The following is a 16,019-nucleotide window of genomic DNA, read 5'->3' on the forward strand; positions in this document are numbered from 1 at the left end:
GAATGGCGCTGATTAAGCGTTAGAAATTGTACTGCGCGACAGCGCTGATGCGGTTTTCTTCGCCGGTGGTGCTTCCGTTGGCCGCAGCGCTGAATGCTTCACGCTCGCCATAGACATATTCAAGCCCTAAGCTGACCGGCTTAACCGGGCTGTAAAATACGTTGGCCCACGCCTGCCATAAGTCTTTGTTAATTTTAGTCTTATCTGCAAAGGCATTAATATAGGCGTTATTTTCATCCGCCTTCATGTAGCCGTAGCCTGCTGTTCCGCGCCACTGCGGGCTGAACTGCTGGGTCAGGCCAATGGTGATCGAATCAAAGACATTAGTGGCAATAATGTCGTTATTGGCATTGGTCACGAAGCCCGGGTTGGTCCATAAGACAAAGCTGCTGTCGCCTTTGACATGGTAATAGTCAGCTTTCAGCATGGTTTTATCACTGAGGTTCCATTTGGCGCCCAAACCCAGCCCCCAGGCAGTTTGCGTGTCGGCATCGGTTTTTTTCTCAGTGCCCATCGCGCGCGCGCTGACCGCCAAAGTATTGGAGAACTGATGATTCAGGCGCGCCGTCAAAGCCGGCAAGCGCAGCGTGGAGCTGCCGTCTTTCGGGTCTTCAGCAGCCAGCACCAGATTGGTTTCTGGGCTGAACTTATGGCTGTAGCGCACTTGCGGCGTGCGCTTGATGGAACCGCCGACATAACCGAAGGCGTCAATGGTTTCCGGCATATAGTCCGGCGGCGCAAAGTTAGACCAGGTTTGGCCCAGCAGCCAGCTGCCGTAGGTCAAATAGGCATGGCGGATGCGCAAGGTATCATTTGCGCCCAAAAAGTCCATTTCAACCTTGCCGCCGACATCGCCGGCCTGCGTTGCTGTTTTAAAGTCCAGGCCCAGGCGTGTGGCAGCCAGTGTCGATTTCAGCTGGTCTGAACTGTCAGCGCTGCCCCCCAAAGGCACGGTGCTGATCTGGTTATACAGGCGCGATGCGCTGCCGCCTTTGGACTGATAGGATGCGTCCCCCCGGACATTGCCGTATAAGCTGAATTCCGCGCCGCCTTTGGTTTTCAGCGCAAGCCCCTCGGCCTTAATGGCCGGCTGCGGATTGGCTGCCGCTTGCATGGCAGCGCTTGACTGCATCTGAATGGCATCCTGCTGCTGGGCGGACTGCAGCACCATTTCCTTCAGCGCTTTCACTTCCTGACGCAATTGCGCAATTTCAGCCTCCGTGGCAGATCCAGCGAAAGTCCATGCCGGAGCGGCAAATATGCAGGCCAATGCCAGCGGTTTGATTATATAGTTCATGTGTTGAGTGTTCATCCTGACCTCATTGCCGGGCTCACGCCCTTTCCTTTTTCAAATTTTCAATTTTATCGTGAATTTTCCACAGTTCTTATGCGCTGCATAAGAACTGCAGGCTTATTTTAAAGTCCATTCAGCTGAGGGTTTTCTCCATGGCGCCGCTTTTTTCAATTGGCGCCTGATGCGCTTTCGCGCCCTCAACCGAAGCGTTTAGGTTTACCATACATACTGCAATGGCTGCAATGGCGCCAGGAATCGCAATCGCAAGGAAGTTCATTTGGTGCGGCAGTTCAAGCGTCAATAATGCCCCGGTTAAAACCGGCCCGACGATTGCGCCGATCCGGCCAATGCCTGATGCCCAGCCCATGCCGGTAGAGCGCACTGCTGCCGGATAGAACTGCGCAACAAAGGTATACAGCAGAATCTGTGAGCCGATGGTGGCTGCGCCTGCAACCGCAATTAAGCTGTACAGTACAAACTGCGGACTGTTGAAGCCCAGCAGCACCAAAGCGATGGCGCCGACCGTAAACATGATGCTGAGCACCGGCTTTAAATGGAACTTGTCCGCCAGCACGCCGCCGCCAATGGCACCCGCCATGCCGCCGATATTCAGGGCGAACAGGAACAGCATGCTTGCGCCGAGTGAATAGCCGGCTTGAATCATCAATTTCGGCAGCCAGCTTCCCAAGGCATAGACCATCAGCAGGCACATGAAAAACGCCACCCAGAACATGGCTGTGCTGAAGGTGCGGCCTTGCTGAAATAAGGCTTTCAATGGCGCCTCATCGCCGGCCGCCGGCTCGTTCAGCTTAAACTGAGTCTGCGCAGATATCGGCTGTTCCGGCGCAATTTTCTGCACGATGCTGCGCACCTGTTCAGTCTGGCCTTTTTTGGTCAGGAACATCAGCGACTCTGGCAAAAACTTCCAAATCAGCGGCAGCGCAAGAAATGGAATACCGGCAAGATAGAACATGATCTTCCAGCCGTAATCCGCCACCAGCCATGCGCCCAGCAAGGCGGAGGCCATGCCGCCGATGGCGTAGCCGCTGAACATGAGCGCGACTAAAGTGCTGCGGCTGCGTTTCGGCGCGTATTCGGTCATCAGTGCAACAACATTGGGCATTACCCCGCCTATGCCTAAGCCGGCTAAAAAGCGCAAAATGCCGAATTCGGCAGGTGCAGACGCAAATGCGCCCAAAAAGGTGAATCCGCTGAAGATCGCCACGCAAATCATGATGGTTTTTTTGCGGCCCAGTTTGTCAGACAGCGTGCCGAAAGACATTGCGCCGAACATCATGCCGAATAATGCGGTGCTGGCCAGCAGGCCGGCCTGAACTGCGGACAGCGCCCATTCCTGCATCAGCAGCGGCAATGCCACGCCATAAATCACTAAATCATAGCCGTCAAAGATAATGATCATCAGGCACCAGATTAATACGCCCCAATGGAATGGCGTAAACTTGGCTTCATCAACAACTGAGTTGATATTGATTTGTTCTGTATTCACGGTGCGCCTCCTGCTTGTGAATGTTCCTAATTTTCAGGAACAATGAGGCAAAGGCTTTTTGATGTCCAAAACCGATTAGCTCTAAATTTATACCTTTAAAGTCGTTTTAAGAAAATAATTAAGAATAAACAATGGATTAAAGACATAAAATGGAAAAGCGCGGCGCGCTTAAATCGCGCAGGGCAGCCGCATGGCATGGACGGCCGGCAAAAAAAGCAAACTCAAAATAGGGTTCTGAATCTGCTTCAGCTGCGCTTTTTTATAAGATGACGATGACGGCTATGACTAAAGCTGCGCAGCGCTGGCCTGGGCGCTTCCCTTGCCAAGGCAGGTGCATTTCAAGCGCTAAATAACCGCCCTGTCATATGCAATTGCTTCCAAGTCATAAACTTGATAGATGCAGTCAAATAATGAGCGGATATCATCGCTTTCATCCAGCGCGCGGATGGCGAGAAAAATTGGGCTGACGGCGCCGTCATCCAGCAAAGGAATATAGTGCAAATGCGGCAGCTGAATGGTTTTGGCGCTGTCCGGCACAATGCAGATGCCTTCGCCGGCAGCCACAAGGCCCAGCGCCAGCTGGATTTCACGGACTTCTTTTAAGCTTTTCGGGTCCAGGCTGTATTCGGAAAACAGATGCCTGACCTGCGTGGAAAAATTCGGCTTGGGCTGGCTGGGATATAAAAACAGGTTTTCATCAACAATATCGGCCAAATAGACGCCCTGATGCTGCTGCGCAAAGGGATGGCTGGCATGCACCGCCACCAGCAGCGGCTCTTCCCGCAATAACACGCGGCGCACGGCCGGGTCTGAGATGCGCAGGCGGCCAAAGCCGACATCAATCCGCCCTTCCTTTAAAGCCTGAATCTGGTCTTTGGTGCTCATTTCCACCAGTTCAATTTTCAAATTCGGGTGCTGCTGGCGGAATAAATACACAATTTTAGGCAGCAGGCCGTACAGCAGCGAGCCGACAAAACCCATGGTTACGGTTTTTTCGACCAGGCCGATGCGCTGCGTCATGGCTTTAATCTCTTCGGCATTAGACAAAAGTTTAACGGCGTGCTGATAGAAGAACTGCCCCGCTTCCGTCGTTTTCAGCGGCCGGCTGCCGCGCTCAAACAGCTGTATGCCAAGTTCCGCTTCAAGGTTCTGAATTTGCCGGCTTAAAGGCGGCTGGGCGATGAAAAGGCGCTCAGCCGCCTTGGTAAAGCTTTGCTCTTCTACCACGGCTGCGTAATAACGGAGGTGTCTAAGTTCCATGGCTTCAATACCTTTTAGATATATAAAAATGCGAATTTGATCTTCGACAGTCAAATACTATTCTTTTAAGGTATATCACAAGAGACACATTAGGCAAGACCAAGAAGAGTTCAAGATGTATAAATCAGTTGAAACTTTGCTCGTCGAAATTCCGACCATCCGCCCGCACAAAATGGCTGTGGCGACCATGCAGACTCAAACTCTCGTCTTAGTAAAAATCACCGCTGAAGATGGGCTGGCCGGCTGGGGCGAAGCCACCACAATTGGCGGCCTGGGCTACGGCGAAGAAAGCCCTGAAAGTGTAAAGGCCAATATTGAAACTTATTTTGCGCCGCTGCTGAAATCTTTAAAAGGCCTGAATGTTGCGCAAACCATGCAGGCCATTAAGCGCAACATCAACGGCAACCGCTTCGCCAAATGCGCGGTTCAAACCGCGCTGCTGGACATTCAGGCCAAGCGCTTAGGCCAGCCTTTAAGCGAGGTATTAGGCGGCCGCCTGCGGGACAGCATTCCGGTGCTGTGGGTGCTGGCTTCCGGCGATACCGGCAAAGACATTGCGGAAGCGCAGAAAATGATTGCAGCCCAGCGCCACAATATTTTCAAGCTGAAAATCGGCTCGCGCGCCGTAGAAGCCGATGTGGAACACGTGCTGGCAATCAAGCAGGCGCTGGGCAAGGACATTTCAATCCGCGTGGATGTCAACCGCGCCTGGTCAGAGCTGGAAGCGGTTAAGGGCATTGCCCTGCTGCAGAATGGCGGCGTGGACCTGATTGAACAGCCTTGCGCAATTGACAATATTGACGCCATGGAGCGCCTGACCCGCAAGTTTGATATCGCCATTATGGCGGATGAATCGCTGATGGGGCCGCACAGCGCGTATCACTTGGCAAAGCGCAACGCAGCCTCAGTTTTTGCGGTCAAAGTTGCGCAGTCCGGCGGCCTGATTGAAGGCTGTGAAGTGGGCAAAATTGCCAAACTGGCGGGCATTGACCTGTACGGCGGCACCATGCTGGAAGGCCCGGTCGGCACCATTGCTTCCGCGCATGCCTTTTCAACCTTTGAAAGCCTGGCTTACGGCACGGAGCTATTCGGCCCGCTGCTGCTGACTGAAGAAATTTTAAAGACCCCGCTTCAATACCGGAACTTTGAACTGGCTGTTCCTCAACGGGCCGGCCTAGGCATTGAACTGGATGAAGACAAACTTGACAACTTGCGCCGCAGCTGAGCGGGCCGAAATAAGGAGCTTCACATGCTTTTCCAAGTCCGCATGGATGTAAACATTCCATTCGATATGCCGGCAGAAAAAGCCAATGAAATTAAGGCTGTTGAAAAGGCCTATTCACAAAATTTGCAGCGTCAAGGCAAATGGCGCCACATCTGGCGCATTACCGGGCAGTATTCCAACATCAGCATTTTTGATGTGGCCAGCAATGAAGAGCTGCACAGCATTCTGCAGGGCCTGCCGCTGTATCCCTACATGAACATCGAAGTGATGGCGCTGAACCGCCACCCATCATCTGTCCGTGAAGATGACAGCTGATTTTGAACGCTTTTGATGCTGCCGGAGAGCGCCGGCAGCATCAAAAAAAACAGCATTCCAAGGGCAATTAAACAAGGACCGTGGCAGCCAATTTTCTCAGCAGAGCAAAGAGAAAGCCAGCCACCAAAATGAAAGCATACTTAAGGAGCAATAGTATGAACCGTCAGCAAATTGATGCACTGGTCAAAACCATGAATGTGGACACCGCAACCGGCCCGGTTGATGCGCGTGTGCAGCAGATCACCGTCCGCTTATTGGGCGATTTATTTCAGGCGATTGAAGACCTTGATATTTCACAAAGCGAACTGTGGAAAGGCCTTGAATACTTTACCGATGCCGGACAGGCCAACGAACTGGGCCTTTTGGCCGCAGGCCTGGGCTTAGAGCATTATTTGGATTTGCGCGCCGATGAAGCCGATGCCAAAGCCGGCATTACAGGCGGCACGCCGCGCACGATTGAAGGCCCGCTGTATGTTGCGGGCGCGCCTGAATTAACCGGTTTTGCGCGCATGGATGACGGCGCGGAAGAAGGCAAAATTCCGACATTGTTCATTGAAGGCACGGTTACCGATACTGACGGCAGCATCATTGAAGGCGCGAAAGTTGAAGTTTGGCATGCCAACAGCTTCGGCAACTACTCGTTCTTTGATAAGTCGCAGTCTGAGTTCAATCTGCGCCGCACCATCCTGTCAGATCAGGACGGCAAATATGTTGCGCAAACCACCATGCCGGTTGGCTACGGCTGCCCGCCGCAAGGCACCACGCAGTTTGTCCTGAACAAGCTGGGCCGCCACGGCAACCGCCCTTCCCATGTGCATTATTTCGTTTCTGCGCCGGGCTACCGCAAACTGACCACGCAATTCAACATTGAAGGCGACAAATACCTTTGGGACGACTTTGCGTTTGCAACCCGTGACGGCCTTGTAGCCACAGCAGCTGACGTCACCGATGAAGCTGAAATTGCCCGCCGCGGCTTAAGCCAGCCATTCAAGCACATCAGCTTCAATGTTGAACTGGTGAAAGAGCAGCAGGCTGCGCCAAGCACCGAAGTGGACCGCCGCCGCGCAAGCGCTTAATAAACCCAATGGAACTGAAATGCATGCCCCGCGCATCATTTCAGTGACTTCCTCTCATTTGGAAAGTCGGAGAACGGACATGCCTCGTATTCCAGTAATTAATACCAGCCACCTCGATCGTATTGACGAACTTTTAGTCGACGATTATGACAGCGGCGAATTTAAGCTTCACCGTTCTGTATTTACAGATCAAGCCCTCTTTGACCTGGAGATGAAATACATCTTTGAAGGAAACTGGGTATACTTGGCGCACGAGAGCCAAATTCCAAACAACAACGATTTCTATACCACGCATATTGGCCGCCAGCCGGTCATCATTGCGCGCAACCGCAATGGCGAACTGAATGCCATGATCAACGCCTGCTCGCACCGCGGCGCGCAGCTGTGCCGGCATAAAAAAGGCAACAAAGCGACCTATACCTGCCCGTTCCACGGCTGGACGTTCAACAACTCAGGCAAGCTGCTGAAAGTTAAAGACCCAAGTGATGCGGGCTACTCAGACTGCTTTAATCAGGACGGTTCACACGACCTGAAGAAAGTCGCGCGCTTTGAAAGCTATCAAGGCTTCCTATTCGGCAGCCTGAATCCGGATGTGCCGTCTTTGGCGGAATTCCTCGGCGAAACCGCGAAAATCATTGACATGATTGCCGGCCAGTCCGATCAGGGGCTGGAAGTGCTGCGCGGATCTTCGACTTACACCTATGAAGGCAACTGGAAGCTGACGGCTGAAAATGGCGCGGACGGCTATCACGTTTCCGCCGTGCACTGGAACTACGCCGCCACAACGCAGCACCGCAAAGAGGCGCAGGCGGCGGACAATATCCGCGCAATGAGCGCCGGTTCATGGGGCAAGCAAGGCGGCGGCTCTTACGGCTTTGAACACGGCCACATGCTGCTGTGGACGCAGTGGGCCAACCCTGAAGACCGCCCGAATTTCAGCAAAGCCGGTGAATATACCGCTGCCTTTGGCGCGCCAATGTCAAAATGGATGATTGAGCGCTCGCGCAACCTGTGCCTGTATCCAAACGTTTACCTGATGGATCAGTTCGGCTCGCAAATCCGCGTGCTGCGCCCGATCTCGGTCAATAAAACTGAAGTGACCATTTACTGCATCGCCCCGGTAGGCGAAGCGCCGGAAGCGCGCGCGCGCCGCATCCGCCAGTATGAAGACTTCTTCAATGCCTCAGGCATGGCCACGCCGGATGACTTGGAAGAATTCCGCGCCTGCCAGGCCGGCTATGCAGGCATTGAGCTGGAATGGAACGATATGTGCCGCGGCTCAAAACACTGGATTCACGGGCCGGATGAGGCTGCCAATGAAATCGGCTTAAAGCCGGTGCTCAGCGGCATTAAAACTGAAGATGAAGGCCTGTATTTGGCGCAGCATCAATACTGGCTGCAGATGATGAAAAAAGCCATTCAAGCTGAGAAAGAACTTGCCGAATCAGAAGCCGCAGCCATGGGAGAAAGCGCATGAATGCTCTAATTCAGCAAGACACCATTTCGCTTGAAAGCATTGCCCAGTTCCTCTACCGCGAAGCGCGCTTTCTGGATGATGAGCAGTGGGATGACTGGCTGCAGTGCTATGCGCCTTCAGCCTCTTTCTGGATGCCGGCTTGGGATGATGATGACCGCTTAACTGAAGACCCGCAGTCGGAAATTTCCCTGATTTATTACCCAGACCGCCAAGGCCTGGAAGACCGGGTGTTCCGGATTAAAACCGAGCGTTCTTCCGCCACCATGCCGGACACCCGCACCAGCCACAACATCTGCAATATTGAAATTATTGAGCGTGACGGCAATCAGGCAACGGTGCGCTTCAACTGGAATACCTTAAGCTTCCGCTACAAGACTAATTACAGCTATTTCGGTACATCACGCTATGTTATTGATTTTTCAGGCGCAGAGCCGAAAATTTTAAGCAAGTATGTGGTGCTGAAAAACGATTACATCAATCAGGTTATTGATATTTACCACCTCTAGGATTTACTGCCAGTCAGTTAAGTATTTTTAATCCTCCCCTTGCGCAGCAGTGCTGCTCACCTTTTTCAAAGGAGGGAGTATTTTGAAATTCAATACAGTCTTGAATTCCTTGCACAGCAATGCTGTTCATCCCCCTCTTTTTCCTTGCGCCATATATGGCTCAGGGTTAGGGGAGATTTATCAATCAGTAATAATAAAATTACGCTTAACTGATCAGCATCACCTCTAAGACTGCAGTTTTCTGCAGCAAGGTCTGCCTTTCAGCCAGCAGGAAATTTGGCTGAAAGGCGCAATGTTTTAAAGAATTTAAAAGGATATTCAGCCATGTCAAACCACAATGTTGCACTTCAATTTGAAGATGGCGTGACGCGCTTTATCAGCGTAGCTCAAGGTGAATCTTTATCTGACGCTGCCTACCGTCAGAAAATCAATATTCCATTGGACTGCCGCGACGGCGCATGCGGCACCTGCCGCGCATTCTGCGAATCCGGCTCTTATGACATGCCTGAAGAAACCTATATTGAAGATGCATTAACGCCGGAAGAAGCCGGGCAAGGCTATATTCTGGCCTGCCAGTGCCGCCCGACTTCAGATGCGGTTTTTCAGATTCAGGCCTCTTCCGATGTCTGCAAGACCGAAATTCATGAGTTCCAAGGCACGCTGTCACGGGTAGAAAATCTGTCCGATTCCACCATTACTTTTGATATTCAGCTGGATGAAGGCCAGCCGGAAATCAACTTCCTTGCAGGCCAGTATGTCAATGTCGGCATTCCCGGAACGGCAGAAACCCGCTCCTATTCATTCAGCTCCAAACCCGGCAGCAGCTTGACCGGCTTTGTCGTGCGCAACGTGCCGAATGGCAAAATGAGCGGCTTCTTAAGCGCAAACGCCAAAGCCGGCGACAAAATGACCTTCAAAGGCCCATTCGGCAGCTTTTACCTGCGCAATGTTGTGCGCCCGGTGGTCATGCTGGCAGGCGGCACAGGCATTGCGCCGTTCATGTCCATGCTGCAGGTGCTGGAAGAAAAAGGCGCTGCGCACCCTGTCCGCCTGATTTTTGGCGTGACCAATGACTTTGACCTGGTGGCCAAAGAAAAACTGGATGAACTGCAAAACAAATTGCCTTGGTTTGAATACCGCACCGTGGTCGCTAACCCTGAATCGGCGCATGAGCGCAAAGGCTATGTCACCGGCCATGTCGACACAGACTGGCTGAACAGTGGCGATGTCGATATTTACCTGTGCGGCCCGGTGCCGATGGTTGAAGCCGTGCGCGGCTGGCTGGATGCGGAAGGCGTCAAGCCGGCGAACTTCCTGTTTGAAAAATTCTCTGCGAATTGAAAATAAGGAGAATCAGCAAAATGTCAGAGCGTCAAAGATTTCAAAATAAAGTAATTATTGTTACCGGCGCAGCCCAAGGCATCGGCCGCGGGGTTGCCCTGCAGGCGGCAGCGGAAGGCGCCCAAGTCGTCCTTGCCGACCTTTCGGCCTATGTGGAAGATGTGCTTGCGGAAATTCTGGCTGCCGGCGGCGATGCCGTCAGCATCCGGGCCGATTTGGAAACTTTTGCCGGCGCGCAGTCTGTGGCGGCCAAAGCGGCAGCAAGCTATGGCCGGATTGACGCCCTCATCAATAATGTCGGCGGCGCGATCTGGATGAAGCCTTTTCAGGAGTTTTCTGGACAGGAAATCATTAAAGAAGTCAGCCGTTCGCTGTTTCCGGCGCTGTGGTGCTGCCGCGCGGTATTGCCGGAAATGATCAAGAATCAAAAAGGCACAATCGTCAATGTATCTTCGATTGCCACACGCGGCATTAACCGCGTGCCGTATTCGGCGTCTAAAGGCGGCGTGAATGGCTTAACGGCTGCCCTCGCCTTTGAGCATGCCAAAGACGGCATCCGGGTCAATGCAGTGGCCACCGGCGGCACAGAGGCGCCGCCGCGCAAAGTGCCGCGCAACGCCAGCCCGCTGTCTGAACATGAACAGGCGTGGATGCAGCAAGTGGTGGATCAGACCATTGACCGCACGTTCCTTGGGCGCTACGGCACCATTCAGGAACAGGTGAATGCCATTCTGTTCCTGGCTTCGGATGAATCTTCCTATATGACCGGCACGGTGGTGCCTGTGGGCGGCGGCGATCAGGGCTAGCTGCCGGATCAGCGCTTTACTTTTTTCAGCAGGATCATTGAACACACCGCATGGAGGCAATGCCAATGGCAGACCTGTTAAAGACCTTGAAGGATGACTGGTCAATTTCAGCCACGGCTGCAGGATTTCTAGCCGTGCTGATTTCTTATGCCGGGCCGCTGGTGATTTTTTTTCAGGCTGCGCAAAAAGCCAATGTTTCCAGCGCCATGATGATTTCATGGATCTGGGGCATTTCTATTGGCGCAGCGGCGGCCGGCATTTATCTTTCGATCCGCTATAAAACGCCGGTGATTACCGCGTGGTCTGCGCCCGGCACAGCGCTGCTCGTCACGCTGTTTCCGGCTATTTCACTGAATGAAGCTGTGGCGGCCTATATCACCTCAGCCATTGTGATTTTTCTGATTGGCGTCAGCGGCTATTTTGACAAATTATTGAAATGGATTCCGCAGGATGTAGCCGCCGCCATGATGGCTGGAATTTTATTTCAGTTCGGCCTTGGGCTGTTCACCGCAACCGACAGCATGCCGGCAATTGTATTCGGCATGCTGGCCGTGTTCCTGCTGGCCAAGTGCCTTGCGCCGCGCTATGCCATGATCTGGGTGCTGCTGGCGGGCGTTGCCCTGAGCATGGCTCTAGGCAAAATCAACCCGGTTGAGCTCAGTTTCAGCTTAGCCATGCCGCAGCTGATTGCGCCTGAATGGACATGGAATTCCACCCTGAATCTCGCCCTGCCACTCATTCTGGTCAGCCTGTCGGGGCAGTTCCTGCCCGGCATGGCCATTATGAAGCTCAGCGGCTATGACACGCCCGCCAAACCGATTATCGCCGCCACCAGCATGGCCTCTTTGGCTGTCGCCTGCGTCGGCGGCATCACCATTGTCTTGGCGTCAATTACCGCGGCTTTGTGCATGGGCAAAGATGCGCATGAGCTGAAAGAAAAACGCTATATCGCCGGCATCGCCAACGGCATTTTCTATATTTTAGGCGGCCTGTTTGCCGGCAGCATCGTCATGCTGTTCAGCCTGCTGCCCAAGGAACTGGTCGCCGCGCTTGCAGGCTTGGCGCTGCTGGGCGCAATCGCCGCCAATATTTCAATGGCAATGAAAAATGAAGCCAACCGCGACGCGGCGCTGATCACCTTTTTAGCTACAGCTTCCGGCATGCATTTTCTAGGCCTTAGCTCGGTTTTCTGGGGGATCTGCATCGGCATCGCCGCGCACCTTGTGCTGAGCAGGCGCGAACCTGAGGCGGCGGCTCTCTCATCCACTCAAAGCTCCAAAAGTTAACGGGCGCATCATAAATTAGGAAATCATATGATTGATAAAAGCACTGCTTCGCTGAACGAAGCGCTTTCACAGATTAAGGATGGCTCCACCGTCATGATCGGCGGCTTCGGCACGGCAGGCCAGCCTGCAGAACTGATTGACAGACTGATTGAGCTGGGTGTCAAAGGCCTGACCATCATCAACAACAATGCCGGCAACGGCGATTACGGCCTGGCCAAGCTGCTGAAAGCCGGCGCCGTGCGCAAAATCATCTGCTCCTTCCCGCGCCAGTCAGATTCCTGGGTTTTTGATGAACTTTACCGCGCCGGAAAAATTGAACTGGAACTGGTGCCGCAGGGCAATCTGGCCTGCCGCATTCAGGCAGCCGGCATGGGCTTGGGGCCAATCTATACCCCGACCGGCTTCGGCACGCTGCTGGCGGAAGGCAAGCCGACGCTGCACTATGAAGGCAAGGACTTTGTGCTGGAAAACCCCATCAAAGCCGACTTTGCCTTAATCAAGGCGCATCAGGGCGACCGCTGGGGCAACTTGGTCTACAACAAGTCAGCGCGCAACTTCGGCCCGATTATGGCCATGGCAGCCGATGTCACTATTGCCCAAGTATCTGAAGTGGTGGAACTTGGCACACTCGATCCGGAGCACATCATTACTCCAGGGATTTTTGTACAGCACGTGGTTGCTGTCGGTACAAAAAAACTTGAGCAATCCGCTTAATCACGTGAGGACAAAAAGATGAGTTATACAAAATTAAGCCGTGATCAAATTGCTGAGCGTGTTGCGCAAGATATTCCAGACGGCGCCTATGTGAACCTCGGCATCGGCCTGCCGACCAAAATTTCCAGCTATCTGCCTGCAGACAAAGACGTATTTTTGCACTCTGAAAATGGCCTTCTGGCTTTCGGCCCGCCGCCGGCCGCCGGCGAAGAAGATCCGGAACTGATCAATGCAGGCAAAGAATATGTGACCCTGCTTCAAGGCGGCAGCTTTTTCCATCACGGCGATTCATTCGCAATGATGCGCGGCGGCCATTTGGATATCTGCGTATTGGGCGCATTTCAGGTGGCTGAAAACGGCGACTTGGCCAACTGGCATACCGGCGCGCCGGATGCGGTTCCCGCGGTCGGCGGCGCGATGGATTTGGCGGTCGGCGCCAAAAAAGTCTTTGTCACCACCGACCATATCACTAAAAAAGGCGAACCGAAAATTGTGGAGGCGCTGACTTATCCCGCGACCGGCCTGAAGTGCGTAGACCGCATTTACACCGACCTGTGCGTGATTGATGTCAGCCCGGACGGCATGAAAGTGATTGAAAAGGTGGATGGGCTGAGCTTTGCTGAACTGCAGGCTTTGACCGGCGCGAAGCTGACGGATGCAACGCAGGGCTGATTAAAACTTCTCGCTCCATCCCTGCTTTAAAAATAAGGGCTTCCGCGGCATGAGTCGGTCAGCGGTTAAGAATTTCCTTCCTTTTAGGAAGCATTAAGGGAGGTTTTAATGGGCCACTTAGCTTGAACTGAATTCCTCCCAGCCTTTCATAAAGGAAGGAGCTTTCTTTATCTATAATGAGTAAATACACAATGAAAAACGCATACATCATTGACGCGGTCCGCACCCCTTTTGGACGCTACGCCGGCGGCTTGGCGCCTGTGCGCGCAGACGACTTGGGCGCTGTGCCGATCAGGGCCTTAATGCAGCGCAACCCGGCTGTAGACTGGAAACAGGCCGATGACGTGATTTACGGCTGCGCCAATCAGGCCGGCGAAGACAACCGCAATGTCGGGCGCATGTCCGCGCTGCTGGCGGGCCTGCCGCATCAGGTGCCTGCAACCACAGTGAACCGGCTCTGCGGTTCATCGCTGGACGCTGTGGCAATGGCTGCCCGCGCGATTAAAGCCGGCGAAGCGCACCTGATTATTGCCGGCGGCGTAGAGTCAATGTCGCGTGCGCCGCTGGTCATGGGCAAGTCTGAAACCGCCTACGGCCGCAGCCAAAAGCTTGAAGACACCACCATGGGCTGGCGCTTCATCAATCCGAAACTGAAAGAAATCTACGGCGTGGAAACCATGCCGCAGACTGCGGAAAACGTGGCGGAACAGTTTGGCATCAGCCGCGCAGATCAGGACAAATTCGCTTTAGAAAGCCAAAAGCGCACGGCGGCATCGCAGCAGCAGGGTTTCTTCTCTAAGGAAATCATCCCTGTGGCAATTCCGCAGCGCAAAGGCGAAGCGGTGATTGTAGATGCCGATGAGCATCCGCGCGCATCCACCACGGCGGAAGGCTTGGCGAAGCTCAAGCCGGTGGTCAAGGCGGACGGTACAGTCACTGCAGGCAATGCTTCGGGCATCAATGACGGCGCAGCTGCCCTGCTGATTGCCTCAGATGAAGCGGTGGAAAAATACGGCCTGAAAGCCCGCGCCAAGATTGTCGGCGCCGCCGCTGTCGGCGTGGAGCCGCGCATTATGGGCTTTGGCCCTGCGCCGGCAATCAAAAAACTGCTGCAGCAAACAGGCCTGACTTTAGCGCAGATGGACGTGATTGAGCTGAATGAAGCCTTTGCGGCGCAGGCGCTGGCGGTCACCCGCGATTTGGGCCTGCCGGACTGCGCTGCGCATGTGAACCCGAACGGCGGCGCGATTGCCATTGGCCACCCGCTGGGCGCATCCGGCGCACGTCTGGTGACAACCGCGCTGAATCAGCTGGAACTGATTCAAGGCCGCTATGCGCTGTGCTCCATGTGCATTGGCGTTGGCCAAGGCATTGCCCTGATTATTGAGCGTGTATAAAAACAGATTTTCCCTGCTTCAGTCCTTCCCGGTGCAAAGGAAGGACTGAAGCAGGATTTATGGAGAGATAAAAAATGCCAAAATTTACATCGAACAATGCCGAAATCAATTACCAGACTTACGGCGACAGCGCCAAACCGGCCCTCGTCTTTTCCAATTCATTGGGGACGAAATTCAGCATGTGGCAGCCGCAAATTGATTTTTTTCAGAAAGATTTTTTTGTGGTCTGCTACGACACCCGCGGACACGGCAGTTCATCTGCGCCCAAAGGCCCTTACAGCCTTGATGCATTGGGCCTGGATGTGATTCATCTGCTGGATCATTTGAATATTCAGAAAGCCAGCTTCTGCGGCATTTCTATGGGCGGATTGACTGGCCAATGGCTGGCCATTCATCACCCGGAACGCTTTAACCGCGCGATTGTCTGCAATACTGCAGCTAAAATTGGTCAAGAACAGGCTTGGAATGAGCGGGCTGCCCTTGTCCGCCAGCAAGGCCTGCAGCCGATTGCAGAAACCGCAGCTTCGCGCTGGTTTACCGAGCCCTTTATCCAAAGCCAATCAGCAATTGTGCAATCTTTGAGTAACGACTTAGGTACTGGCAGCCCTGAAGGTTATGCAAGCTGCTGTGAGGCTTTGGCTAAAGCGGATTTACGCCAGCTGCTGCAGGAAATTACCGTGCCGATGCTGGTGGTAGCTGGGCAAAAAGACCCGGTCACCACTGTTGCAGATGCGCAGTACATTGTGAACCATGTGCGCAGCAGCGCGCTTTTTGAAATTAAAGCTTCGCATATTTCCAATCTGGAACAGCCCAAAGCATTCAATCAGGCTGTATCCAGCTTTCTGCGCCAGTAAACTGCAGTGCAATAGCGGGCCTCACATCATGTGAGGCTTTTTTATGCGCTGACTAATGCAGAAATAGGCTGGATTATGCTGAAGAAAGCATAGACCAGCCGTTCCGGGAGCGTAAAAAAGCCGAAGCTTAAGTAATGCCAGTCAGTTAATAAACTGACTGGCTTTTTCTTTTTAAATTCTAGAATTTATTTGATACGCAGAAACGTCATCCGCAACCTATGTGGTCTTTGAAATGGACTGTTTTTGCAACAAAACTATTTAAGTGCAGAAAGTGAACAGGTTTCGCGGA

The 16,019-nt window shown here is 53.4% G+C and carries 15 protein-coding genes; 12 read left to right on the forward strand and 3 right to left on the reverse strand.

Annotated features, from left to right (window positions below):
* Positions 1–19 precede the first annotated feature (19 nt).
* The 3 genes from RSA72_RS04140 to RSA72_RS04150 form a co-directional block, all read right to left on the reverse strand.
* Positions 20–1,297 carry a DcaP family trimeric outer membrane transporter gene (locus RSA72_RS04140; RefSeq protein ID WP_332622619.1) on the reverse strand — a complete coding sequence of 426 codons (1,278 nt, stop codon included), beginning with the start codon at positions 1,295–1,297 and terminating at the stop codon, positions 20–22.
* Between the two features lie 130 nt (positions 1,298–1,427).
* Entirely contained in the window at positions 1,428–2,801 is a 1,374-nt protein-coding gene (locus RSA72_RS04145; RefSeq protein ID WP_332622620.1) for an MFS transporter, read from the reverse strand.
* Positions 2,802–3,146: 345 nt separating this feature from the next.
* On the reverse strand, positions 3,147–4,061 hold the full coding sequence (locus tag RSA72_RS04150) for a LysR family transcriptional regulator (RefSeq protein WP_068911495.1): 915 nt from the start codon (positions 4,059–4,061) through the stop codon (positions 3,147–3,149).
* Positions 4,062–4,176: 115 nt separating this feature from the next.
* On the opposite strand from RSA72_RS04150, the gene RSA72_RS04155 reads away from it, so the two are divergent.
* The 12 genes from RSA72_RS04155 (at position 4,177) to pcaD (ending at position 15,730) form a co-directional block, all read left to right on the forward strand.
* Positions 4,177–5,286, forward strand: coding sequence for a muconate/chloromuconate family cycloisomerase (locus RSA72_RS04155; protein ID WP_332622621.1), 1,110 nt, complete (start codon positions 4,177–4,179; stop codon positions 5,284–5,286).
* 24 nt (positions 5,287–5,310) lie between these two features.
* Positions 5,311–5,601 (forward strand): muconolactone Delta-isomerase, encoded by a 291-nt coding sequence (catC, locus tag RSA72_RS04160; protein WP_332622622.1) that lies wholly within the window; start codon positions 5,311–5,313, stop codon positions 5,599–5,601.
* 155 nt (positions 5,602–5,756) lie between these two features.
* The gene (catA, locus tag RSA72_RS04165; protein ID WP_332622623.1) at positions 5,757–6,677 is read left to right on the forward strand and encodes a catechol 1,2-dioxygenase; all 921 of its coding nucleotides are present in this window, start codon (positions 5,757–5,759) and stop codon (positions 6,675–6,677) included.
* A 79-nt stretch (positions 6,678–6,756) separates the two neighbouring features.
* The gene (gene benA / locus RSA72_RS04170; RefSeq protein ID WP_332622624.1) at positions 6,757–8,154 is read left to right on the forward strand and encodes a benzoate 1,2-dioxygenase large subunit; all 1,398 of its coding nucleotides are present in this window, start codon (positions 6,757–6,759) and stop codon (positions 8,152–8,154) included.
* Positions 8,151–8,660 (forward strand): benzoate 1,2-dioxygenase small subunit, encoded by a 510-nt coding sequence (gene benB, locus RSA72_RS04175; protein WP_332622625.1) that lies wholly within the window; start codon positions 8,151–8,153, stop codon positions 8,658–8,660. The genes benA and benB overlap by 4 nt, the downstream gene beginning before the upstream one ends.
* Positions 8,661–8,984: 324 nt before the next feature.
* The gene (gene benC, locus RSA72_RS04180; RefSeq protein WP_332624651.1) at positions 8,985–10,001 is read left to right on the forward strand and encodes a benzoate 1,2-dioxygenase electron transfer component BenC; all 1,017 of its coding nucleotides are present in this window, start codon (positions 8,985–8,987) and stop codon (positions 9,999–10,001) included.
* Positions 10,002–10,021: 20 nt separating this feature from the next.
* Positions 10,022–10,807 (forward strand): 1,6-dihydroxycyclohexa-2,4-diene-1-carboxylate dehydrogenase, encoded by a 786-nt coding sequence (locus RSA72_RS04185; protein ID WP_332624649.1) that lies wholly within the window; start codon positions 10,022–10,024, stop codon positions 10,805–10,807.
* A gap of 65 nt (positions 10,808–10,872) precedes the next feature.
* The gene (gene benE, locus RSA72_RS04190) at positions 10,873–12,093 is read left to right on the forward strand and encodes a benzoate/H(+) symporter BenE (protein ID WP_332632790.1); all 1,221 of its coding nucleotides are present in this window, start codon (positions 10,873–10,875) and stop codon (positions 12,091–12,093) included.
* A 27-nt stretch (positions 12,094–12,120) separates the two neighbouring features.
* Positions 12,121–12,807 (forward strand): 3-oxoacid CoA-transferase subunit A, encoded by a 687-nt coding sequence (locus RSA72_RS04195; protein WP_332624396.1) that lies wholly within the window; start codon positions 12,121–12,123, stop codon positions 12,805–12,807.
* A gap of 18 nt (positions 12,808–12,825) precedes the next feature.
* Positions 12,826–13,479 (forward strand): 3-oxoacid CoA-transferase subunit B, encoded by a 654-nt coding sequence (locus RSA72_RS04200; RefSeq protein ID WP_332624397.1) that lies wholly within the window; start codon positions 12,826–12,828, stop codon positions 13,477–13,479.
* Positions 13,480–13,670: 191 nt separating this feature from the next.
* On the forward strand, positions 13,671–14,876 hold the full coding sequence (gene pcaF / locus RSA72_RS04205) for a 3-oxoadipyl-CoA thiolase (RefSeq protein WP_332624398.1): 1,206 nt from the start codon (positions 13,671–13,673) through the stop codon (positions 14,874–14,876).
* Positions 14,877–14,950: 74 nt separating this feature from the next.
* Positions 14,951–15,730 (forward strand): 3-oxoadipate enol-lactonase, encoded by a 780-nt coding sequence (gene pcaD / locus RSA72_RS04210; protein ID WP_332624399.1) that lies wholly within the window; start codon positions 14,951–14,953, stop codon positions 15,728–15,730.
* Positions 15,731–16,019: the final 289 nt, after the last annotated feature.

Origin of the sequence: Acinetobacter sp., assembly GCF_036659555.1 — a bacterium.
Taxonomy (GTDB): domain Bacteria; phylum Pseudomonadota; class Gammaproteobacteria; order Pseudomonadales; family Moraxellaceae; genus Acinetobacter.